The 22,873-nt window shown below is 66.0% G+C and carries 20 protein-coding genes; 7 read left to right on the top strand and 13 right to left on the bottom strand.

The genetic code is table 11. The features are described from left to right. Positions 1–8 precede the first annotated feature (8 nt). The 3 genes from A5784_RS37795 to A5784_RS24620 all read left to right on the top strand — a co-directional run bounded on the left by A5784_RS37795 (position 9) and on the right by A5784_RS24620 (position 1,912). Positions 9–560: an ester cyclase gene (locus A5784_RS37795; RefSeq protein ID WP_156750754.1), complete on the top strand. Its 552-nt coding sequence runs from the start codon at positions 9–11 to the stop codon at positions 558–560. A gap of 140 nt (positions 561–700) precedes the next feature. Next, positions 701–1,183 (top strand): hypothetical protein, encoded by a 483-nt coding sequence (locus tag A5784_RS24625; protein WP_064947492.1) that lies wholly within the window; start codon positions 701–703, stop codon positions 1,181–1,183. A gap of 15 nt (positions 1,184–1,198) precedes the next feature. Beyond that, positions 1,199–1,912, top strand: a complete 714-nt coding sequence (locus A5784_RS24620; protein WP_064947491.1) for a hypothetical protein — start codon at positions 1,199–1,201, stop codon at positions 1,910–1,912. A gap of 17 nt (positions 1,913–1,929) precedes the next feature. Here A5784_RS24620 and A5784_RS24615 read toward each other — a convergent pair whose 3' ends face one another. The 6 genes from A5784_RS24615 to A5784_RS24590 form a co-directional block, all read right to left on the bottom strand. Next, positions 1,930–2,697 (bottom strand): crotonase/enoyl-CoA hydratase family protein, encoded by a 768-nt coding sequence (locus A5784_RS24615; protein ID WP_064947490.1) that lies wholly within the window; start codon positions 2,695–2,697, stop codon positions 1,930–1,932. Further along, positions 2,694–3,407, bottom strand: a complete 714-nt coding sequence (locus A5784_RS24610) for a PaaX family transcriptional regulator C-terminal domain-containing protein (protein WP_064947510.1) — start codon at positions 3,405–3,407, stop codon at positions 2,694–2,696. Before A5784_RS24610 ends, A5784_RS24615 begins: the two co-directional genes overlap by 4 nt. A 21-nt stretch (positions 3,408–3,428) precedes the next feature. Further along, positions 3,429–4,349 carry a crotonase/enoyl-CoA hydratase family protein gene (locus A5784_RS24605; RefSeq protein ID WP_064947489.1) on the bottom strand — a complete coding sequence of 307 codons (921 nt, stop codon included), beginning with the start codon at positions 4,347–4,349 and terminating at the stop codon, positions 3,429–3,431. 85 nt (positions 4,350–4,434) lie between these two features. Beyond that, positions 4,435–6,057 carry an acyl-CoA dehydrogenase family protein gene (locus tag A5784_RS24600; RefSeq protein ID WP_064947488.1) on the bottom strand — a complete coding sequence of 541 codons (1,623 nt, stop codon included), beginning with the start codon at positions 6,055–6,057 and terminating at the stop codon, positions 4,435–4,437. Positions 6,058–6,108: 51 nt separating this feature from the next. Continuing rightward, entirely contained in the window at positions 6,109–6,930 is an 822-nt protein-coding gene (locus A5784_RS24595; RefSeq protein ID WP_082945055.1) for a PHB depolymerase family esterase, read from the bottom strand. A 4-nt stretch (positions 6,931–6,934) separates the two neighbouring features. Further along, on the bottom strand, positions 6,935–7,690 hold the full coding sequence (locus A5784_RS24590) for a deoxyribonuclease IV (RefSeq protein WP_064947487.1): 756 nt from the start codon (positions 7,688–7,690) through the stop codon (positions 6,935–6,937). A gap of 78 nt (positions 7,691–7,768) precedes the next feature. Here A5784_RS24590 and A5784_RS24585 point away from each other — a divergent pair, with 78 nt between their 5' ends. The 3 genes from A5784_RS24585 (at position 7,769) to A5784_RS24575 (ending at position 10,460) form a co-directional block, all read left to right on the top strand. Next, positions 7,769–8,332, top strand: a complete 564-nt coding sequence (locus tag A5784_RS24585; protein ID WP_064947486.1) for a CHAP domain-containing protein — start codon at positions 7,769–7,771, stop codon at positions 8,330–8,332. 176 nt (positions 8,333–8,508) lie between these two features. Beyond that, complete coding sequence (locus A5784_RS24580; protein ID WP_064947508.1) at positions 8,509–9,495, top strand: zinc-dependent alcohol dehydrogenase family protein; 987 nt, start codon at positions 8,509–8,511, stop codon at positions 9,493–9,495. Positions 9,496–9,527: 32 nt separating this feature from the next. Then, positions 9,528–10,460 carry an NmrA family NAD(P)-binding protein gene (locus A5784_RS24575; RefSeq protein WP_064947485.1) on the top strand — a complete coding sequence of 311 codons (933 nt, stop codon included), beginning with the start codon at positions 9,528–9,530 and terminating at the stop codon, positions 10,458–10,460. Positions 10,461–10,513: 53 nt separating this feature from the next. On the opposite strand, the gene A5784_RS24570 is transcribed toward A5784_RS24575, so the two are convergent. From A5784_RS24570 to A5784_RS24545, 6 genes are all read right to left on the bottom strand, one after another. Next, positions 10,514–14,467 carry a DNA-directed RNA polymerase subunit beta' gene (locus A5784_RS24570; RefSeq protein WP_064947484.1) on the bottom strand — a complete coding sequence of 1,318 codons (3,954 nt, stop codon included), beginning with the start codon at positions 14,465–14,467 and terminating at the stop codon, positions 10,514–10,516. Between the two features lie 36 nt (positions 14,468–14,503). Then, positions 14,504–18,022 carry a DNA-directed RNA polymerase subunit beta gene (gene rpoB, locus A5784_RS24565; RefSeq protein WP_064947483.1) on the bottom strand — a complete coding sequence of 1,173 codons (3,519 nt, stop codon included), beginning with the start codon at positions 18,020–18,022 and terminating at the stop codon, positions 14,504–14,506. 475 nt (positions 18,023–18,497) lie between these two features. Further along, positions 18,498–19,577 (bottom strand): ABC transporter ATP-binding protein, encoded by a 1,080-nt coding sequence (locus tag A5784_RS24560; RefSeq protein ID WP_064947482.1) that lies wholly within the window; start codon positions 19,575–19,577, stop codon positions 18,498–18,500. Positions 19,578–19,753: 176 nt separating this feature from the next. After that, on the bottom strand, positions 19,754–20,137 hold the full coding sequence (gene rplL / locus A5784_RS24555; RefSeq protein ID WP_064947481.1) for a 50S ribosomal protein L7/L12: 384 nt from the start codon (positions 20,135–20,137) through the stop codon (positions 19,754–19,756). A 54-nt stretch (positions 20,138–20,191) separates the two neighbouring features. Beyond that, positions 20,192–20,719, bottom strand: a complete 528-nt coding sequence (gene rplJ / locus A5784_RS24550) for a 50S ribosomal protein L10 (RefSeq protein ID WP_064947507.1) — start codon at positions 20,717–20,719, stop codon at positions 20,192–20,194. Positions 20,720–21,111: 392 nt separating this feature from the next. Beyond that, complete coding sequence (locus A5784_RS24545) at positions 21,112–21,552, bottom strand: anthrone oxygenase family protein (RefSeq protein WP_064947480.1); 441 nt, start codon at positions 21,550–21,552, stop codon at positions 21,112–21,114. Between the two features lie 75 nt (positions 21,553–21,627). Between A5784_RS24545 and A5784_RS37790 the strand changes: the two genes are divergently transcribed. Next, the gene (locus A5784_RS37790) at positions 21,628–22,062 is read left to right on the top strand and encodes a winged helix-turn-helix transcriptional regulator (RefSeq protein ID WP_082945054.1); all 435 of its coding nucleotides are present in this window, start codon (positions 21,628–21,630) and stop codon (positions 22,060–22,062) included. Here the strand turns inward: A5784_RS37790 and A5784_RS24535 are convergent. Continuing rightward, the gene (locus A5784_RS24535; protein ID WP_064947478.1) at positions 21,963–22,871 is read right to left on the bottom strand and encodes an ROK family protein; all 909 of its coding nucleotides are present in this window, start codon (positions 22,869–22,871) and stop codon (positions 21,963–21,965) included. The genes A5784_RS37790 and A5784_RS24535 overlap by 100 nt on opposite strands. Positions 22,872–22,873 lie beyond the last annotated feature (2 nt).

Genomic DNA, 22,873 nt, shown 5'->3' with positions numbered 1-22,873 from the left:
TGTTGCCTGTGGCAGCATCTGATCGCCCGCGGGTGTCACAAGCGCTCTCACAGGAATACCGTTTTCGTGCGGACATTCTCTGCCGTGCGGTATTCACCGAAAGGGCCGCAATCATGGCCGAAGATCAAAACAAAGCTGTTTCCCGGAGGATCTGGGAGGTATTCGCATCAGGCGATCTGGCCGAGCTCGACGACCTTGTCGCTGAGGGCGCTGCCTACCACGACACGCAAGACCCGTTCGGAGACCAACGTGGCCCCCAGCACATGAGAAGCCTCATGGACATGTATCGGCAGACGTTCTCCAACATACGATTTGACATCAGACACCAGGTGGCCGAAGGCGACTTCGTCTGCACGATGCTCGAAGCACAAGGCGACGACACCGGCGGACTCATGGGCCAGGCCCCGACCGGTCGCCACGCCAGAATCATGCTGACCGTCACAGATCGGATGGCCGACGGCAAGATCGCCGAAAGCTGGGCCACCTGGGACACCTTGGGCATGCTTCAGCAACTCGGTCTCGTGCCGGCCGCAGCACAGCAGCCGACGACGTCTGCCTGAGTTCGCAACAACCAGCCGCTCACCGGCACCAGCCTCCAAGGGTTTGCGGTGGATCGTCCCGCAACCGCTGTAGCCGGTGGGCGGCTCATGCGCGCGATTTGGTGCGTCCGACGCCGAGTGTCCGCGTTTAGGCTCGAAGGGTGACTGACGACTTGGGCGCGGGGCAGATCTACGTGCCCGCAGACAGCCCGATGCGGCCGCTGTGGGATGCCATCCGCAAACTGCCCTGCCCGATGGCGAAGTATCCGAACGTCGCTCTGCAGGGCGAACCCCGGCCCGAGGTCGGCGACATTCACCCGTCCCAACCGTGGCAGCCGATCGGCGCAAAGGTCGACGGGTCGCCTGACGTGTCGGTCAACCACATCGTGCCCAAAGTGGAATTGCTCTATCTGCCACGCTTTCTGGAGTTGTCTCCCGAGCACATGTGGGAAGTCATCCACGGTGCACTGAACCTGCAGTGGTTGCCCACCCGGGTCAGCCGGTTCAACAAGGGTGCACGCCATGCCGAGGACATGGTCGGGGTAGACGAAACGTGGAAACAGCAGCAGATCGCCTTGCAGCATCGCAAGCGCAGCGAGCTGACCGAAATCATCCATGCGCTCGCGGACAGCGCTGTCCACTGACGAAAGGCTGACTCCGTGGCGGGTATCGACACAGCGGCGCTGACGCAGGCGTTCGCCGACTGGGCACCCAATCAGTTCGCCATCCTTGAGCCCGGCGAAGACACACGTCACCGCATTCCCGATGCGTGGTGGCCGACAGCCGCATCACCCCATCCCGATGAGCGCCGCTCCGCCGCGATGGCGTTGTGGAACAACAACTTTCTGGCGATGATCCCCCGCTTCGCGCAGGCCCTGCGTGAGCGCTTGGTCGACGTGCGCGTCGTGCAGCATTCCTGGTTGCCCGCGCCCACGTTGGACTACGTCCTGATCGACGACGAGGGACAGCACGCCGTGTGGCTCGGCGAGGATCCGGCCACGTTCGGCGCCACCGATCCGACGTTCTTCGAAGCACTCCCGCCGCAGGCCGACACCTTCCTGCGCACGGTGCACGCCGGATTCACCACATGGGACGGGGAGTCGTGCGGGCTCATCGCGCCCGCACGGATGCAGACCTATGCGGCCTACGTGGGCTGGCCCGAGCCGTTGTCGGCGCCCCCGGCCGATCTGGAGCCCGACAGCGTCCACCCGCTACGGATGCTGCGGGTCGGAGGACGCGAGTCCTACTCGGATCTGCTGGTATCTCCCGATCATCCACAAGGTTTCGCCGTCACGTACTTCGAGCCCGATTTCGACATCACCCTCTTCGGGCATGCGCTCGACGAGCTCATGATGCTGCCGCTGGAAGGCTGAGCTCGTTCTGAGCTGTTTCAGCTTGCGCTGGCGCCGTGGCGACCCGCACCCGCCGCGAATCGGCCGGCACCGTGTGCCGCCTCGTGCTTGACCCGCTCGATGCTCTCGAACTCGAATTCCATTGCTGCTTGCTCTGATTGGCCCCACTGGCGCAACGCGGACAGCCGATCGGCGCGTAGACACTGCTGGGGTAGCGCCGCCAGGTCGGCCGCCAATTCCTCGGCAGCGGTGCGCGCATCGCCTTTCGGAACCACCCTGTTGGCCAGACCGATCGCGTAAGCCTCGGCGGAGTCCACGGCACGGCCGGTCAGGATCAGATCCATCGCCCGGCTTTCACCGATCAGCCGTGGCAACCGCACAGTGCCGCCGTCGATGAGCGGAACACCCCAGCGTCGGCAGAACACCCCGAGCACCGCGTCCTCCTCGACCACCCGCATGTCGCACCAGAGCGCCAACTCCAGGCCGCCGGCCACCGCGTAGCCACTGATGGCGGCGATCACGGGCTTGGACAGGACCATCCGGCTCGGACCCATCGGGCCCGGGCCCGCCGCGCTCAGGGTGTTGGACTGCGGCGTGCCGAAGGCCTTGAGATCGGCTCCGGCACAGAATGTTCCACCGTCGCCCCAGAACACGGCGACCGATGCGGAGTCGTCGGCGTCGAATTCCTCGAACGCGGCGACCAGCGCGGCCGCGGTCGGACCGTCGACGGCGTTGCGCGCGTGCGGGCGGTGCAGGATCACCGTGGTCACCGCGCCGTTGCGTTCGATCCGGACGGGTTCGGTCATGTCGCCTCCGTGAGTTCGGTCCGGTCGCGCCGCGCGACGAGTTCGGCGGCGAATTCGGTGTAGGCCGTGCGCAATTGCGTGCCGGGCCAGTCGGCGGGCAGCAGCCCCTCGGGCAGCACCGGGTCGGTGAGCAGGTGCCGCACGATGCCCGCGGCGGCCACGAACCGACCCGGAATGTCTGTGGCAGAGGCGATGTCGTGGAGCAACCGATTCCCCGTCCGCATCCACCCGGGCAGATCCCACAGCCGCGCGACCAAATCGGCCGGGTCGTCGTCCCGGGTGTGCAACTGCCGCACCCGTGCCGTGATCTCCTGCGGCAGCACCTGCTCGAGGTTGTCGGGCCGCATCCACACTCCTTCGCGCAGCTCGGCGAAACGACACTGCTGCAACGTGGTTCGTAACGCGGCCCGAGTGCGGGCGTCGGTGCCGACACTGGTGATGACGAGGGTGAGCCACTCCCCGTTGTCCGGCCGCAGCCGAGGGTTGATGGCGTCGTCCTGGCGGCGCTGCCGGGCCAGCAGCCGGTCTGCCAACCGGTAACCATCTTCAGAGCGCACCAGATCACCAGCGCCGACCATGCGCGTCAAGGCCACCCGCAGCGCCGTTTCCTTGATGTCGAAATCCGCTGTGAGCCTGACGAGTTCAGCGGCGGTGGCCCAGGCCGGATGCGCACCGAGCAGCACGCTCAGCACCACCGACCTGGCCGTCATCCGGTTCAGGGTGGGCACGCGTCACACTCCGGAGGTCCGGCGCCCGTGATCGCCCATGGGTTCGTCGCGGTGGCGTACCGCCTCCCGGAATCCGTGCTCTCGGGCGTCGGCGACGAACGCGTGGCCCTCGGGAGTATGCCTGGCGATGCCGTCGAAGACGGTGCTGACCATCTGGCTGGTGGCCACCCCTTGCTGCAGCAACGCGGTATTGCAGGCCAGCTTGGCCATGATGAGCTGATTCACCGGCATTGCCGCGATGCGTTCGACGAGGCGTTCGGTTCGCTCGTCGAGAGCGTCGGGCTCTGGCGCTTCGACGGCGAGCCCCCACTCGGCCGCCTGGGCGCCGGTGATGCAATCGCCGGTGAACAGAAGCCGTTTCGCGCGTTGATCGCCGAGTCGGTGTGCCCACAACCCGGCGGCAGGCACGCCCCACACCCGCATCGGCGGATATCCGATCTTGGCATCGGACGCCGCGATCACCTGATCGGCGTGCAACGCGATGTCGGTGCCGCCGGCGACGCAGTAGCCGTGGATCTTGACCACCGTCGGCTTGTCGGCGCGCATCAGGCTGGAGAACCCACGCACGAACCGGCTCATCATCTGATAGTCGATCATCGGGTCCCAGGGCTGGTCCGGCAGGTGATTGATCGCCTGGGTCTTCCCGTCGAGCACCGTGCCGTGAAGATCGGCGCCGCCCGCCGACGAGGTGCCGTCGGCGTACGCGCTCAAATCGAATCCGGCACAGAACCCTTCACCCCGGCCGGACACCAGGATCACATGCACCGCCGGGTCCAGGTCTGCGCGCTCCACACACGCCGCCAACTCCAGCGGTGTGGCCGCCACGATCGAATTGCCCTTGTCCGGCCGGTTGAACGTGATGCGAGCGACGCGATCGGTGACCTCATAGGTCATGGTGGTGAGGTTGTCGACGTCGACGCTCATGCCCTCACCTTCCCCCGCGAGCAGTCACAGACTCGCACTAAAGATGCCAGATTTGTGCGATTCCGTGACTGCTCGGCGGTGGAACTCATCCTTTGACCAACGCGCGCTCGATGATCGGCGCGAGATCCAGCCCGGTGGGCAAGGTTCCGAAGGCACCGCCCCACTGCCCGCCCAGCCGGCTGGCCAGGAATGCCTCGGCGACGGCCGGGTGACCGTGCCGCACCAGCAGCGAGCCCTGCAACGCCAGGCTGATGTCCTCGGCCACCTTACGGGCCCGGTATTCGATGTCGTCGAACGCGCCGAGTTGCGCCTTGAGTGCCGCGGCATGCGCGTCGAGCCGCGGATCCTGGCCCAGTGCCAGCTCGTCGAACAGCACCTCCACGCATTCCGGACGAGTTGCCATGGCGCGCAACGTGTCCAGTGCGCTCACGTTGCCGGAGCCTTCCCAGATGCCCATCAGCGGAGCTTCGCGGTAGAGCCGCGGCATACCCGATTCTTCGACGTAGCCGTTACCGCCCAGGCATTCCATCGCCTCGCCCGCGTGCGGCGTGGCACGCTTGCACACCCAGTACTTGCCTGCGGCCAGGCCGATGCGCCGCAGCAGCCCTTCGCGTTCGTCGCCGCGCACCGCCTTGTCGGTGGCCCCGGCCATCCGCATGGCCAGCATGGTGGCAGCCTCGGCCTCGACGGCCAGATCGGCGAGCACGTTGCGCATGAGCGGCTGGTCGATCAGGTAGGCGCCGAACGCCTTTCGATGCTGGGCGTGGTGCACCGCGCGGCTCAGGCCGGTGCGCATGCTGGTGGCGCTGCCCAAGGTGCAGTCGAGCCGGGTCAGGTTGACCATCTCGATGATGGTCTTCACCCCCCGGCCCTCCTCGCCGACCAGCCAGGCCACCGCACCGTCGTACTCGACCTCGCTGGACGCGTTGGCGTGGTTGCCGAGCTTGTCCTTGAGGCGCTGCAGGAACATTCGGTTACGACTGCCGTCGGGCAGCACCCGTGGCAGGAAGAAGCAACTCAATCCGCCCGGAGCTTGGGCCAGCACCAGGAAGATATCCCCCATCGGCGCAGAGGTGAACCACTTGTGGCCGGTGAGCGAGTACGTGCCGTCGCCGTTGGGCACCGCCTGCGTGGTGCCGGCGCGGACATCGGATCCGCCCTGCTTCTCGGTCATCGACATACCGGCGGTGATGCCGGGTTTGATCGACGGCACCGTGAGTTCGGGATCGTAGACGCGGCTGGTCAGCAGCGGTTCGTAGATCTCGGCCAACTCCGGGTTGAACCGCAGCGCGGGGACGACGGCATAGGTCATCGAGATGGGGCACATGTGTCCGGGCTCGGCGGTCCACACCGAGGTCTTGGCGGCACGCACCACATGGGAACCGGGCCGGTCGTCGGCCCACGGCGCGGCATGCAGGCCGTGTTTGATCGCGGCGGTCATCAGCTCGTGATAGGCGGGGTCGTATTCGACTTCGTCGACGCGGTGGCCGTAGCGGTCATGGGTGTGCAGGATCGGCTGGTTGCGATCGGCGAGCTCGCCCCACCGCTGCACCTGGGCGCTGCCGTTCAGCGCTCCGACCGCGTTGACCTCGTCGAGCCCCCACTCACCGCCCTCACGGACCAGTGCCTCGGTCAGCACCGGGGACGCGGCGGAGTTGAAGTCCTCCAGCGGCGGGACCTGATTGGTGACGACGTGCGTATCGCTCATACACCCAGTGTTACAGTTTGCCGACAGTTGTTCAAGAGTTGTAACAGGGCGTCACTGCGGATGCTCGCGGAAAAACCGCCACAGCGCCGCCGTCGCGAAGGGCGGCCAATCGTGCCCACCCCCGTCGACGGTGCTGAGCACCACGGCGCGATTGCCGGGGCAGGTGGCGGTAGAGGTGGACACGCCGCCGTCCGCCGTAACGGTCGGCCCAGCGCACTGGTCGATGTTGCGCCAGGACGCGTCGACATCCCGCACCGGTGGACCGTTGATGTGAGCGAAGCCCATCCCCGGGCCGCCGTCGTAGCGGATCATCCGATCAGCGGTGCCGTGGATGTGCATGACCGACGTCGGCCGCGGATTCGGGCAGGACAGTTGCGTCGCCGAGACCGGTCCGATGGCCGCGAAGGCGCCGGTGTTGCAGGCTAATGCGAACGCCATCATGCCGCCGTTGCTCATGCCGGTGGCGTAGACGCGTCGCCGATCGATGCCGGGAACGTCCGCCACCACCGCGTCGACAAAGCCGACGTCGTCGATGTTCTGTTTGGCGGGCTGCCCGCAGCATCCACCGACGTTCCAGGCCCGGGACACCCCGTCGGGATAGGCGACGACGAACTTCGCGCTGTCCGCCAAACCGTCCCAGCCGTAAGCCCTTTCAGCTTGTTCAGCACTGCCGAAACCGCCGTGCAGCATGACCACCAGTGGCGCCGACGCGGGTAGACCGCCGGGCCGGTACAGCCGGTAGGTGCGGTCGAGCCCACCGACGGTGAGGTGATGCACCGACTGACTCGGCGTCGCGGGCGGCGCGGCAGCACCCGGCCCGGCACAGGCGCACGCCAGCGCGATGACCAGCAGCCACCCGCAGCGCGCGAACACCGTTTCAGTCTGTGGCGTGTTCGCGCAGGAACGCGATGTCGTCCTTGCGGCCTTCGTCGGATGTCTCGCAGATCACCGGCGCGTCGGCAGCTTTGACCACTGCGGCCAGCAGTTGCGGATCGATCTGTCCCAGACCGAAATTGGCGTGCCGGTCGGCCCCGGAGCCGGCGGCGTCCCGGGAGTCGTTGCAGTGCACCAGGTCGATGCGCCCGGTGATGGCCTTGATGCGGTCCACCGCGTCGATCAGCGCCTCACCCGCGGCCCACGCATGGCAGGTGTCCAGACAGAAGCCAATCCCCTTGTCGCCGATGTGATCCCACAGCCGGGCGATGGTGTCGAAATGCCGCGCCATGGCGTGATCCCCGCCCGCGGTGTTCTCCAGGTACACCGGGACGTCGGTCTTGAGGCTGTCCAGCGCCTTGACCCAACGCTCGAACCCGGCCTCGATGTCATTGTCGTCGGCGTGACCGCCGTGCACGATCACCGCGGTGGCACCGATCTCGGCGGCCGCGTCGCATGTGTCCTGCAGGATCTTGCGGGACGGGATACGTACCCGGTTGTTCGCCGAAGCGACATTGATCAGGTACGGCGCATGCACGTACAAGGGCACGCTGGACGCCTTGAGTACGTCGGCATCTTCGCGCGGCTTGGGTTTCTTCCAGCTCTGCGGATTGCCGAGGAAGAACTGCACCACGTCGGCGCCGTCAGCTGCCGCCGCGGCCAGCGGGTCAGTGTTGTCTACATGCGAACCGATGAGCACGTGCCCAAGTTTAGGCGCCGGCTCCGACACCGAAATTGCCGCGCTGCGCGCCGACGGACGTCACATAGTCTGGCAAACATGCACAGACGCGCATGGCGCATCCTGCTGGTCCTGGCCGCCCTGGTGATGGTGGCCGTCGCGGCATTGGCCGGGTATCGCGGCTATCGCGAGCACGTCGCCCGGCCCGACTTTCCCGACGTCGACACCTCGCAGCTGAGCCCGGGCAGAGCAGCCGTCGTGCACGTTCTGGCCCAGGAGTACGCAGCGCAAGCAGGCATGTCCAAGTACTCCGAGGGCAACGACGAGCCCTGGTGCGCGGATTTCACCAGCTGGGTGATGCGCGAATCCGGCAAGCCATTCACCAACCCCAACTCCGGGCACTGGCGCATCCCGGGCGTCTTGACGCTCACCGACTACCTGCAGACGCAGGGGCGGTGGGAATCGCGGGATTACGCACCGCAGCCCGGGGACATGGTGCTCTACGACAGCCCGAGCCCGAAAGGTCAGCACGTCAACATCGTGTTGATCAACGACAATGGCACGCTCACCACAGTCGGCGGCAACGAAGGCCGCAACGTGGCCCTGTCGACCTACAAGATCTCCGACGATCCGGGCATTCGCGGCTTCGGCCGCTACGAATAACGCCGACTGGCCACTTACGACACGCGAAATAGCGTGCCGCGTGGCATAACTGGCCACTCGGCGCGTGCGGCGGCGCATCGGCGCGTGCACGCAACTCTCCCGATCACCACCCCATTGACGATAGCTGAGTATTGATTACTATACTCAGCTATCAGCCGGTGAAGAAGGAGAATCCGATGCAGCATCTCGTCCTGACCCGATTCGGCGAGCCGGAGGACTCGGTCGAGCTCGTCGACGGCCCTGAGCCCTCTCCCGGCGCAGGCCAGGTTTCGGTGCGCCTGGAGGCGGCCGCGATCAATCCGTCGGATCTGCTACTGATCCGGGGCAAATACCTCGCGCGCCCGGAACCGCCCGCGACGGTCGGCGGCGAAGGCGTCGGCATCGTGGACGGCGCCGGTAGCGGCGTGCACCCCAGCATCATTGGCAAGCGCGTGATCCTGCTGCCCACATACGAATTCGGCACCTGGTCGCAGCGGGTAGTCGTCTCCCGAGACGATGTGGTCGAGGTACCGGCTGACGCCGATCCCGTGCAGTTGGCGATGGTCACGATCAATCCACCGACCGCACACCTGCTGCTCGAGGAGGTCAGCCTGGGTCCAGGTGACTGGATCGGCCAGACTGCGGCGAACTCCGCGGTCGGGCGGTTGGTGGTGGCGCTGGCCCGCCGTCGGGGGCTGAAGACGCTCAACGTGGTCCGGCGCGAGGACGCCGCAACCGAGGTCCGCGAAGCCGGCGGAGATGCCGTGGTGATCAGCGGCCCGAACGCCGCCGCGGACATCGCCCGCACGCTGGGTGACCAGCGTCTGCGCCTGGTCCTCGATCCGTTGGGCGGCTCGCACGCCGCCGAGTTGGTCGACGCGCTCGAATTCCGCGGGACCACCGTCACATACGGCTCACTGACCGGAGCGCCGGCAGCTCCGTCGACGGGCGCCCTGCTGGGCAACGAGGTGCGGTACACCGGGTTCTGGCTCGGCAACTGGTACCGCCGGACGCCACGCCCCGAGGTCGTCTCGACCCTGTCCCACCTGGCCGGCCTGGTCGTCTCCGGCGACCTGTCGGTGCCCGTCGAGTCGACCTATCCGCTGCGGGACTACCAGAAGGCGTTCGCCCACACCCAGACCACACAACGCGGCGGCAAAGTGCTGTTCACGTTCAACGACTGACCGAACCGATCCCGAATGACCAAGGAGCACAAGTGAATCCGATCCTGGTGACCGGCGCGACCGGCCGACACGGCAACACCGGCGAGTATTTGGTGAAGCGGCTACGCCAACTGGGTCACCCGGTGCGGGTACTCGCCCGCACGCTCGGCGAACGCACGGACCGGCTCGAAACCCTGGGCGCGGAAGTCGTCGTCGGTGATCTGCACGACCGGCGGACCCTGTTGCCCGCCCTGGCCGATGTCGACCTCGCCTACTTCGCCTACCCGATCGATGCCGGGGTCATCCCCGCCGCGGCCAACTACGCCTCCGCGGTTCGCGAGGTGGGCAGGCAGCCCCGCACCGTGGTGATGTCGATGGGAGCCGCGCACCCCGACCACCTCAGCGATCTCGGCCGTGCCCAATGGCTGGCCGAGCAGGTCTTGGAGTGGGCCGGCCTTGATCTGGTGATCCTGCGGATCGCCGCACTGTTCCACGAGAACCTGCTCGTCCTGCACAGCGGCTCGATTCGCCTGCAGGGTCTCATTCGCAATTCGTTCGGCCCGGGCGAAATCCCCTGGATCGGCGGCCGCGACGCCGCGGAGTTGGGATTGGCCGCACTGCTGCATCCCGAACAGTTCCCCGATCCCGTGTACTACGCCAAGGGAACCGAGGCGTTCAGCCATGGCGACGTGGCGGCGCTGCTCGCAGAACTGACCTCGCGCCCCATCCGATACCAGGGCGTCACCCGTGACGAGTGGCGCGACGACCTGGAACAGATCGCTCGGTCATCCGACGGCGACGTCGTCAACCTGGCTATGGCACAGCACATTTCGTCGGTAGGGCACGTGGTCGCCGAAAGTGGTCGCAAACCGCCGGTCGATCGCGAGGCGTTCCGCACGCTCACCGGCCGGGACCCGGAGGGGTTGCGAGATTTTCTGATCGCGAACCTGGACCGCTTCGGGGTATCCGACCTGCAACCCACCTGAGCCGCGCATGAAAAAGGCCCCCGCGCAGAGCGCGGGGGCCTTTCTCGTACGAACTACCGGTAGTCGCTGTAACCGTAATCGTCCAGCGGCACCGCAGCACCGGTCGCCTGGCCGAAGTCCGGGCTGTAGTACTGATCCTCGTAGGACGGGATCGTGTACGCCGCAGCGCGGGCCTCTTCGGTGGGCTGCACCTGGATGTTGCGGTACCGGTTGATACCGGTACCGGCCGGGATCAGCTTGCCGATGATCACGTTTTCCTTCAGACCCTGCAGCTTGTCGCTACGGCAGTTGATCGCCGCATCGGTGAGCACGCGAGTGGTCTCCTGGAACGACGCCGCCGACAGCCACGAATCGGTGGCCAGCGACGCCTTGGTGATACCCATCAGCACCGGACGTCCGGCCGCGGGCTCGCCACCCTCGGCCACGACGCGACGGTTCTCCACCTCGAACTCGGCGCGCTCGGTCAGCGAGCCGGGCAGGAACTCCGTGGCACCCGAATCGATGATCGTGACGCGACGCAGCATCTGCCGGACGATGACCTCGATGTGCTTGTCGTGGATCGACACACCCTGGGCCCGGTAGACCTCCTGGACCTCCTTGACGAGGTGGATCTGCACCTCGCGGGGGCCCTGAACACGCAGCACCTCGTGCGGATCGGCGGAGCCTTCCATCAGCTGGTCGCCGACCTCGACGTGGTCGCCGTCAGAGAGCACGCCCTCCGAGCCGTCCTCGTGGGTGATGACCCGCAGGCGCTGACGCTTGGTGAGCTTGTCGTAGACAACTTCCTCGCCACCATCGTCGGGGACGATGGTGATCTTGAAGAACTTGTCGCTCTCCTCCAGTCGCACGCGGCCCGCGACGTCGGCGATGGGCGCCTTGTTCCGCGGGATACGAGCCTCGAAGAGCTCCTGCACGCGGGGCAGACCACCGACGATGTCGGCGCCACCGGTAACACCACCCTGGTGGAAGGTACGCATGGTCAGCTGCGTGCCGGGCTCACCGATGGACTGGGCGGCGACGATGCCGACGGCCTCGCCGATGTCGACCAGCTTGCCGGTGGCCATCGAGCGGCCGTAGCACTTCGCGCACACACCGGAAGCCGACGCACAGGTCAGCACCGAACGCACCTTCACCTGCGAGATACCCGCAGCCAGCAGCGCGTCGATCGCGGGATCACCGAGATCGTGACCACGCTCGATGATCACCTTGCCGTTGGCGTCGACCGCGTCGGTCGCCAGCGTCCGGGCGAACGCCGAGGTCTCGACGTGCGCATCGCGGATCAGCGAACCGTCGTGGCCGCGCTCGGCCAGCGTGACGATGATGCCGCGCTCGGTCTCGCAGTCGGTCTCGCGAACGATGACGTCCTGCGACACGTCGACCAGACGACGGGTCAGGTAACCCGAGTCGGCGGTACGAAGAGCGGTGTCCGCCAGACCCTTACGGGCGCCGTGGGTGTTGATGAAGTACTCCAGCACCGTCAGGCCCTCGCGGAACGAGGACTTGATGGGACGCGGGATGAACTCACCCTTCGGGTTGGTCACCAGACCCTTCATGCCGGCCAGGGTGCGGGTCTGGGTGAGGTTACCCGTGGCGCCGGACTTCACGATCGTGATGATCGGGTTGTCCGCCGGGTAGTACTCCTCCATCGCCTTACCGACCTCTTCGGTCGCGTCCTGCCAGATCTTGACCAGCGACTCGTTGCGCTCGGTGTGGTTGAGCGCGCCACGCTGGTACTTCTTCTCGATCGCCTCGGCCTCGGCCTCGTGGCGCTCCAGGATCTCCTGCTTCTGCGGCGGCACCAGAACGTCGGCCATCGAAACCGTGACACCCGAACGGGTGGCCCAGTGGAAGCCGGCGTCCTTGAGCTTGTCGACGGTCTGCGCGACCACGATCATCGGGAAACGCTCGGCCAGATCGTTGATGATCCGGGCCTGGACCTTCTTGTGCATCTGCTCGTTGACGAACGGATAGCTCTTGGGCAGCAGCTCGTTGAAGAGCACACGGCCCAGCGTGGTTTCCGCGGTCCAGGCGTCGCCGGGCTTCCAGCCGTTCTCGAACAGCTGGGCCTCGATGTCGGCCGGCGGCCGCAGGTCGGTGAGCCGGACCTTGATCCGGGCCCGCACCGACAGTGCTCCGCGGTCGAGCGCCATGATGGCCTCGGCCGGGCTGCTGTACACGCCGGTCTCCGGGGTGTCCGTACCGGCCGGGGTGTACTCGCCGGTGTCACCGGGCACCTCGGTGGTGAGGAAGTACAGCCCGGTGACCATGTCCAGACGCGGCATGGCCAGCGGCTTGCCCGACGCAGGCGACAGGATGTTGTTCGAGGACAGCATCAGGATGCGGGCCTCGGCCTGGGCCTCTGCCGACAGCGGCAGGTGCACGGCCATCTGGTCACCGTCGAAGTCGGCGTTGAACGCCTCACACACCAGCGGGTGCAGCTGGATGGCCTTGCCTTCCACCAGCTGCGGCTCGAAGGCCTGGATACCCAGACGGTGCAGGGTAGGTGCACGGTTCAGCAGCACCGGGTGCTCGGCGATGACCTCTTCGAGGACATCCCACACCTGGGGACGCTGACGCTCGACCATGCGCTTGGCGCTCTTGATGTTCTGCGCGTGGTTCAGGTCGACCAGACGCTTCATCACGAACGGCTTGAACAGCTCGAGGGCCATCAGCTTGGGCAGACCGCACTGATGCAGCTTGAGCTGCGGGCCGACGACGATGACCGAACGGCCCGAGTAGTCGACGCGCTTACCGAGCAGGTTCTGACGGAACCGGCCCTGCTTGCCCTTGAGCAGATCGGACAGCGACTTGAGCGGACGGTTGCCCGGCCCGGTGACCGGACGACCACGACGGCCGTTGTCGAACAGCGCGTCCACCGACTCCTGAAGCATGCGCTTCTCGTTGTTGACGATGATCTCGGGCGCGCCGAGGTCGATCAGTCGCTTGAGCCGGTTGTTGCGGTTGATGACGCGGCGGTACAGGTCGTTCAGGTCGGAGGTGGCGAACCGGCCACCGTCGAGCTGAACCATCGGGCGCAGTTCCGGCGGGATCACCGGGACGGCGTCGAGCACCATGCCCATGGGCGAGTTGCCGGACTGCTGGAAGGCCGCGACGACCTTCAGACGCTTGAGCGCGCGCAGCTTCTTCTGGCCCTTGCCGTTCTTGATGGTGTCGCGCAGCGACTCCGCCTCGGCGTCGATGTCGAAGTTCTCGATGAGCTTCTTGATCGACTCGGCACCCATGGCGCCGGTGAAGTACTCGCCGTAGCGGTCCTGCAGCTCGCGGTACAGCACCTCGTCCACGATCAGCTGCTTGGGAGCCAGCTTGGTGAAGGTGCTCCAGATCTCGTCGAGCCGGTCCAGCTCACGCTGGGCCCGGTCACGGAGCTGACGCATCTCACGCTCGCCGCCGTCGCGCACCTTGCGGCGCACGTCGGACTTGGCACCCTCGGCCTCGAGCTCGGCCATGTCGGCCTCGAGCTTCTGGGCGCGGGCCTCCAGGTCGGCGTCGCGCTGGTCCTCGACGGCCTTGCGCTCGACGGCCATCTCGGCCTCGAGCGTCGACAGCTCGTTGTGCCGCATCTCGTCGTCGACAGCGGTGATCACGTAGGCCGCGAAGTAGATGATCTTTTCCAGATCCTTCGGGGCCAGGTCCAGCAGGTAGCCCAAGCGCGACGGGACGCCCTTGAAGTACCAGATGTGCGTGACGGGCGCGGCCAGTTCGATGTGGCCCATCCGCTCACGGCGCACCTTGGCGCGAGTGACCTCGACGCCACAGCGCTCACAGATGATGCCCTTGAAGCGGACGCGCTTGTACTTACCGCAGTAGCACTCCCAGTCGCGAGTCGGTCCGAAGATCTTCTCGCAGAACAGGCCGTCCTTTTCAGGCTTGAGCGTGCGGTAGTTGATGGTCTCCGGCTTCTTGACCTCGCCGAAGGACCAGTTACGGATGTCGTCCGCGGTGGCGAGGCCGATGCGGAGTTCATCGAAGAAGTTGACGTCTAGCACGTAACTCCCTTTCCCCTTTCGGGACTAGAAAACAACTCAGGCGAGATCTTCGACAGAGGCGGATTCGTTGCGCGACAGGTTGATACCGAGGTTGGCAGCGGCACGCTCCAGGTCCTCGTCGTCACCGTCACGCATCTCGATCGCCGCGCCGTCGCTGGAGAGCACCTCAACGTTGAGGCACAGCGACTGCAGCTCCTTGAGAAGCACCTTGAACGACTCGGGGATACCGGGTTCAGGGATGTTCTCGCCCTTGACGATTGCCTCGTAGACCTTCACGCGGCCGACCGTGTCGTCGGACTTGATCGTCAGCAGCTCCTGCAGGGTGTACGCAGCGCCGTAGGCCTGCATGGCCCAGCACTCCATCTCACCGAAGCGCTGGCCACCGAACTGCGCCTTACCACCGAGCGGCTGCTGGGTGATCATCGAGTACGGGCCAGTGGAGCGGGCGTGGATCTTGTCGTCCACCAGGTGGTGCAGCTTCAGGATGTACATGTAGCCGACCGTCACCGGGTACGGGAACGGTTCGCCGGAACGCCCGTCGAACAGCGTCGCCTTGCCGTCGGCGTCGACCATGACCTCGCCGTCGCGGTTCGGCAGCGTCGAACCGAGCAGGCCCTGCAGCTCACCTTCCTGCGCACCGTCGAACACCGGGGTGGAGACGATGCTGTCGCGCGGCGCGCTGTACAGATCCTCGGGCAGCTTGGCCGCCCAGTCCGGAGTACCCGCGGCCACATCGATGTTCCAGCCGGCCTTGGCGACCCACCCGAGGTGGGTTTCCAGGATCTGGCCGATGTTCATACGACGCGGCACACCGTGGGTGTTCAGGATGATGTCCACCGGGGTGCCATCGGGCAGGAACGGCATGTCCTCGACGGGCAGGATCTTGCCGATGACGCCCTTGTTGCCGTGGCGTCCGGCGAGCTTGTCGCCGTCGGAGATCTTGCGCTTCTGGGCCACGTACACGCGGACCAGCTCGTTGACGCCGGCGGGCAGCTCGTCGTCATCCTCGCGCGAGAACACGCGGATGCCGATGACCTTGCCGGACTCACCGTGGGGCACCTTCAGCGACGTGTCGCGGACCTCGCGGGCCTTCTCACCGAAGATGGCACGCAGCAGGCGCTCCTCCGGGGTCAGCTCGGTCTCACCCTTCGGGGTGACCTTGCCGACCAGGATGTCGCCGTCGCGGACCTCGGCGCCGATGCGGACGATGCCACGCTCGTCGAGATCGGCCAGCACCTCATCGGAGACGTTCGGGATGTCCCGGGTGATCTCCTCGGCGCCCAGCTTGGTGTCGCGGGCGTCGATCTCGTGCTCTTCGATGTGAATCGAAGTCAGCACGTCCTCTTCCACCAGGCGGTTGGAGAGGATGATCGCGTCCTCGTAGTTGTGGCCTTCCCACGGCATGATCGCCACGAGCAGGTTCTTGCCCAGGGCCATCTCACCGTTCTCGGTGCACGGACCGTCGGCGATCACCTGGCCGGACTCGACGCGCTGCCCGGCGTCCACGATCGGGCGCTGGTTGGCGCACGTGCCGTGGTTGGAGCGGGCGAACTTGCGCATCCGGTAGGTGTGCCGGGTGCCGTCGTCGGCCATCACGGTGACGTAGTCGGCGGACACTTCCTCGACCACACCGGACTTGGCCGTGACCACCACGTCACCGGCGTCGATCGCGGCACGGAGTTCCATGCCGGTACCGACCAGCGGGGCCTCGCTGCGCACCAGCGGAACCGCCTGGCGCTGCATGTTGGCACCCATCAGGGCGCGGTTGGCGTCGTCGTGCTCGAGGAACGGGATCATCGCGGTCGCGACCGACACCATCTGGCGCGGCGAGACGTCCATGTAGTCGACCTGGTCGGCCGCCACGAACTCGACCTCGCCGCCCTTCTTACGGACCATGACGCGGTCCTCGACGAACCGGGCACCGCCTTCGGTGTCGGTCGTCGGCGAGTTGGCCTGCGCCACGACGTGGCGGTCCTCCTCGTCGGCGGTCAGGTAGTCGATCTGGTCGGTGACCACACCGTCGACGACCTTGCGGTACGGGGTCTCGATGAAGCCGAACGGGTTGACCCGGGCGTACACCGACAACGAGCCGATCAGACCGATGTTCGGACCTTCAGGGGTCTCGATCGGACACATGCGGCCGTAGTGCGACGAGTGCACGTCGCGGACCTCAAGGCCGGCGCGCTCACGGGACAGACCACCGGGGCCCAGCGCCGACAGACGACGCTTGTGGGTCAGACCCGACAGCGGGTTGTTCTGGTCCATGAACTGCGACAGCTGGCTGGTGCCGAAGAACTCCTTGATCGCCGCCACGACGGGACGGATGTTGATCAGGGTCTGCGGCGTGATCGCCTCGACGTCCTGGGTCGTCATCCGCTCGCGGACAACACGCTCCATACGGGAGAGGCCGACCCGGATCTGGTTCTGGATCAGCTCGCCGACGGTACGCAGACGACGGTTGCCGAAGTGGTCGATGTCGTCGACCTCGACGGGAACCTCGACGCCGCCGGGGACGGTCATCGTGGTCTGGCCCTCGTGCAGGCGCACCAGGTACTCGATGGTCGCGACGACGTCCTCTTCGGTCAGCGTCGACGACGTGATCGGCTGGCCGGCGTTGAGCCCCAGCTTCTTGTTGACCTTGTAGCGGCCGACGCGGGCCAGGTCGTAGCGCTTCTCCTTGAAGAACAGGTTCTCCAGCAGGGTCTGCGCGGACTCCTTGGTCGGCGGCTCGCCCGGGCGCAGCTTGCGGTAGATGTCCAGCAGCGCCTCGTCGGTGCCTGCGGTGCTGTCCTTCTCCAGCGTGCCCATCATGATCTCGGAGAAGCCGAAGCGCTCGGTGATCTGCTCGCTGGTCCAGCCCAGCGCCTTGAGCAGCACGGTGACCGGCTGACGACGCTTGCGGTCGATACGCACGCCGACGGTGTCGCGCTTGTCGACGTCGAACTCCAGCCACGCGCCGCGGCCCGGGATGACCTTGACACTGTGCAGGGTCTTCTCGGTCGACTTGTCGATGCTCTCGTCGAAGTACACGCCCGGCGAACGGACCAGCTGGCTCACCACGACACGCTCGGTGCCGTTGATGATGAAGGTGCCCTTCTCGGTCATCATCGGGAAGTCACCCATGAAGACCGTCTGGCTCTTGATCTCACCGGTGTTGTTGTTGATGAACTCGGCCGTGACGAACAGCGGGGCCGCGTACGTCATGTCCTTGTCTTTGCACTCGTCGACAGGAGCCTTGACCTCGTCGAAACGCGGGTCGGAGAAGCTCAGCGACATCGAGCCGGAGAAATCCTCGATCGGCGAGAGCTCGGCGAGAACCTCTTCGAGGCCGCCGACGGGGTTGTCTTCGCCGCGGTCGACGGCATTCTGCCGCCACCGGTCGGAGCCGACCAGCCACTCGAAAGAATCGGTCTGAACGTCGAGAAGCCCCGGAACCTCAAGCGGCTCGCGGAGCTTTGCAAATGAAACTCTGTTCGGTGCTCCTGGGACGGAGTTATTGGTGTTAGCGTTCGCTGTGCTCTGGCTAGAGACTGCCAAGATGCATCCTTCCAGCACCTCATGCGACCATTCGGATGCCGGACTACACCGGTCCTGTTGTCGCTCTGTTCTGCGTCGGTTCGGCTGGCTTTTCCTGCTTCAGCCCCGTCCAAACTCCCGGACGCAACGCACGCGACTAGGTACTGAGCAATGCTCAGGCTAGGACCACGATGTCAGGTACAGGTGAGGTGGGCAGGATGCAGCCAGCGCAACGTCCAACGATAGCGCAGAACGGCGCATTCCTCAACCACCACAAATCCATGCCATGAGATGGGTCACTCGGCGCTGGCTGGCGTCCTGTACCCGTTCACACATGCTGCCCAACAGATTGGCTCGTTTGGGCTCGTCCGTCAAGAGTTCACACGCTTCTTGAGCCAGGAAACTTGTCGGGATATTTCACTTCCGGTCGATCAGCCGGGCGAGCGCGGGCCGTCCGGAATGCAGCAAATCCGGCGTGCCTGGGCGGGCCCGCCGGATTTGATGGTGCAGCGACTCAGCGCTGGCTGGGTACCTCGATGACGCCCGTCGGGTCGTCTTCGCCCGAACGCTGATGCCGCGCGGTGGGCTCGTCGTACTCGTGGACGGGGTACTTGTGGGTGCCTTCCAGGTCGTCCATGATCGCGGCCTGAGCGGCCGGCGGCAGGGTGTGCATCATCTCGCGCACGCGGGCCTGGCGGCGGGCCACGGCCTTGCGCTCGGGCATGCCCGGCGTCGCCATGAGCTGTGGCGGCACGCCTTCGATCTCCTCCACGCCGCCATCGTGTTGCCCCAGGTCCAACATGGCCTGCTCAGCCGCGGCGGTCGCTTCGTCCTTCTCCTCCGACATACCGATCGGGCCGATTCGGCGGCCGTTGAGGAACTGCTTGACGACGGGCTCGTCGCTGGTCAGCAGCACCTCGCGGGGGCCGAACATGACCAGGTGCTTGCGGAACAGCATGCCCATGTTGTCCGGCACGGTCCGGGCGATGTTGATGTTGTGGGTCACGATCAGGATCGTGGCGTCGATCTGGGCGTTGATGTCGATCAGCAGCTGCGACAGGTAGGCGGTGCGGACCGGGTCCAGACCGGAGTCCGGCTCGTCGCACAGGATGATCTTGGGGTCAAGCACCAGGGCGCGGGCGAGGCCGGCACGCTTGCGCATACCGCCGGAGATCTCACCGGGGAACTTGTGCCCGTCGTTGGGCATACCCACCAGTTCGAGCTTCTCCATGACGATGTTGCGGATTTCGCTCTCGGACTTCTTGGTGTGCTCGCGCAGCGGGAAGGCCGTGTTGTCGTAGATGTTCATCGAGCCGAACAGCGCGCCGTCCTGGAACAGCACACCGAACAAGGTGCGGATCTCGTAGAGCTCCTTGGCCGAGCACTGGATGATGTCGGTGCCGTCGATGACGATCGAGCCACGCTCCGGGCGCAGCAGGCCGATCAGAGACTTCAGGAACACGGACTTGCCGGTACCGGACGGGCCCAGCAAGACGCTGACCTCACCGGCCGGGATGGTCATCGTCACGTCTTCCCAGATCTTCGACGATCCAAATGACTTGCTGAGTCCGGTTACGTCGATTTGGACGCCCATCAAAGATCCTTCCGCCTACGCCTGACCGCGCCACCGACTGCGGCCTGTGGCTTGAGTCACCATAACCTACGCACTACCACCGCCACACCGTTGTGTCTATTGAAATCGCACACATATGTCAGAACAGCAAAGATCCCCGGATCCGAGGGATCCGGGGATCTTTGACAAGCAGCGAACTACTTGACGGTGACCGAAGCGCCGGCAGCCTCGAGCTTGGCCTTGGCGTCCTCGGCGGCCTCCTTGGTGACCTTCTCCAGGAGCGGCTTGGGGGCGGAGTCGACCAGATCCTTGGCTTCCTTCAGGCCCAGGCCGGAGACGATCTCGCGGACGACCTTGATGACGCCGATCTTCTTCTCGCCGGCACCCTCGAGGATGACGTCGAACTCGGTCTGCTCCTCGGCGGCCTCGGCGGCGGCCGGGGCGGCGGCAGCGGCGACGGCGACCGGAGCGGCGGCGGTGACCTCGAAGGTCTCCTCGAACTGCTTGACGAACTCAGAGAGCTCCAGCAGCGTCATTTCCTTGAAAGCGTCGAGCAGTTCTTCGGTGGACAGCTTGGCCATGTTGATGGTCCTTCCTTATTTCTAACTGATGTAGGGGGTGGAGAACGGCGGTCTCTACGCCGCTTCCTCGGATGCCTTCTTCTCCTGCAGCGCGGCGGCAAGCCGGGCGACCTGAGAAGCGGGCGCGTTGAACAGGCCGGCGGCCTTGGACAGGTTGCCCTTCATGGCGCCTGCCAGCTTGGCCAGCAGCACCTCGCGCGACTCCAGGTCGGCGATCTTCTCGACCTCGGCGATCGAGAGCGGGCGGCCGTCCATGTAGCCGCCCTTGATGACGAGCGCCTTGTGGTCCTTGGCGAACTTCTTGATCGCCTTGGCGGCGTCGACGGGCTCGCCCTGGACGAATGCGATCGCCGTGGGACCGGCGAACAGGTCATCGAGGCCTTCAATGCCGGCTTCCGAGGCGGCCCGCTTCACCAGAGTGTTCTTGGCGACGGTGTACGTGGCCGAGTCGCCGAGGGAACGACGGAGTTCAGCCAGGTTTGCCACGGTGAGCCCGCGGTACTCGGTGACGACGGTGGCCGTCGCCCCCTTGAACTGCTCGGTAATGTCGGCAACCGCCGTGGCTTTTTCAGCCTTGGCCATGCATGCCTCCTTGTGGTAGGTATCGGTTGCTCCACCTGGGCTGCCGGCCTCGAACACTTTGAAGGGGTCATGAAATGACGAACGCCCCGACGCAGACAGGTCGGGGCGTGAAAAGCTACGGACTTTTAATCCGCAGGTCGTAACTAGCCTCGTCCTCCTGCGTGGGCCGCTGGGATCTCTCCCAGGCCTTCAACCGATTGCCGAGCCACTTGCTCTTCGTGCAAGCGCTCATCGGTGACCGACGGTCTTCGGTGGAACCGGACCAGAGTAGCCGACCACCCGCCGGACTTCCTAATCCTGCTCCCCCTGCGGGTCCCCTTGCACCGCGAGCGTGCGTGTCTGCCGCCCGCCACGCCGTGTGCCAGCACCACTATGCGCACGCTCGTGGCCGCTCAGTGTGCACCAGCGACCACCAGCAACACGAACGCGACCGCCAACAGGGCCACCCGCAGCCAGTGCAGTCGGTCCCATCGATGCGACAGTTCCCGGACCGGCACTTCCTCGGCACCCGCACCCCCCGACGCCGCGACGCGATTGTTGATGGGCACCAGGGTGGTCAGCGTCAACACAATGATCACGCCCATCACCGCGGCCGCCGCGATCGCCAGCGGGGAACGCCCCAGCCACCACACCCCGACCAACAGGGCCGCCGCGGTGAAGTACCAGAACGGCATGACGGTGCCGAGGATCCGGCCGCCGGTGGCGCGGGCCTGGCGATAGGCGTCATCAGGCAATCGCTCCACGATCGGATTGGTGAATGCAGCGACCCCGAACTCGACGCCGACGAGGGTTCCCATGACGAGTACCGCCACGATCTGCACGATCTGTTCCATGACATCGACCCTGGTCATTATGCTGACAAAAAACAAGGTACTGACAAATTAGTCAGCACAGCGAGGAGGCGAACCGTGGCGGTCTCGAAGAAGGAGATCGGCGAATGCCCGATCGACGCCACCCTCTCCGTGATCGACGGCCGCTGGAAGGGCACCATCCTGTGGCGGTTGTTCGACGGGCCGATGCGCACCGCCGAACTTCGGCGCAGCATCCCCGAGATCACCGAGCGCATGCTGATCCGGCATCTGCACGACCTCGTCGAGGCCGGCATCATCGACCGCCACGACGCGGGCACCGTGCCACCGTGCGTGCACTATTCGATCTCCGAGTACGGCATGACGCTGGGACCGGTGCTGCAGGTCCTGTGCGACTGGGGACGCACCCACATGCAGCGCCAGATGAAGAAGCCTCAGGGCCGCAGGAGGGCGGCCGCACCGACCAACCCGGCGTCGCCGCCCAGTTCGGCGGGCACGACGCGCAACGTCCGCAGAAACGTCAGCCCGGCATAGTTGGCAAGCGCCTCACGGATCGGCGCGAACAGCAGGTCACCGGACTTGGCCACCCCGCCACCGATCACGACGAGGTCGAGGTCGCACACCGCTCCCACCGACGCGATCATCGCCGCAATGGCAGTGGCCCCGCGTTGAAAGGCCCTGAGTGCCAACGGGTTTCCCGCATCGGCCGCAGCGGCCAGCGCCTTGGCGTCGGCACCGTCCGGCGCAGCCCAGCCTTGCTCGCGCGCCCACTGCACCAGATGCGGTCCGGAGGCGATCGTCTCCACGCACCCCCGCCCACCGCAGGTACACGGCGCCCCACCTTCCGGCGCGACGATGACGTGCCCGACATGCCCGGCGTTGCCGGTGCGGCCGGCATACGGCGCTCCGTCGAACACCAGTCCGCCACCGACGCCGGTCGACACCACCATGCCGAGCATGTACCGAGCGCCCCGGCCGGCACCCCGCCAGTGCTCCCCCAACGCCAGGCACAACCCGTCACCCCCGAGTCGCACCGGCAACCGCGATATCGACTCGACGCGCTCGACGATCGGAAAGCGGTGCCACTCAGTGATATTGATGGGGCTGACGGTTCCGCTCGGGAGATCCACCGGCCCGGCTGATCCGACGCCCACCCCGCGTACCGCCCCCTCGGCCAGACGCAACGTGTCCACGAGCAAAGTCTCGACGACGGCCCAGATGGTCTCCGCGTCCCCGTGCGGGGTCGGCGCGGTGGCGTGGTGCACCAAGGCGCCGCGGGAATCGACAAGACCTGCGGCCACCTTGGTTCCACCGATGTCCAGGGCAAGAGTGAGTGCGCTCATCA

Source organism: Mycobacterium sp. 852013-50091_SCH5140682 (assembly GCF_001665685.1).
Classification (GTDB): domain Bacteria; phylum Actinomycetota; class Actinomycetes; order Mycobacteriales; family Mycobacteriaceae; genus Mycobacterium.
Note: the sequence above shows the minus strand (reverse complement) of the source record. Positions and strands in the feature narration are given on the sequence as shown.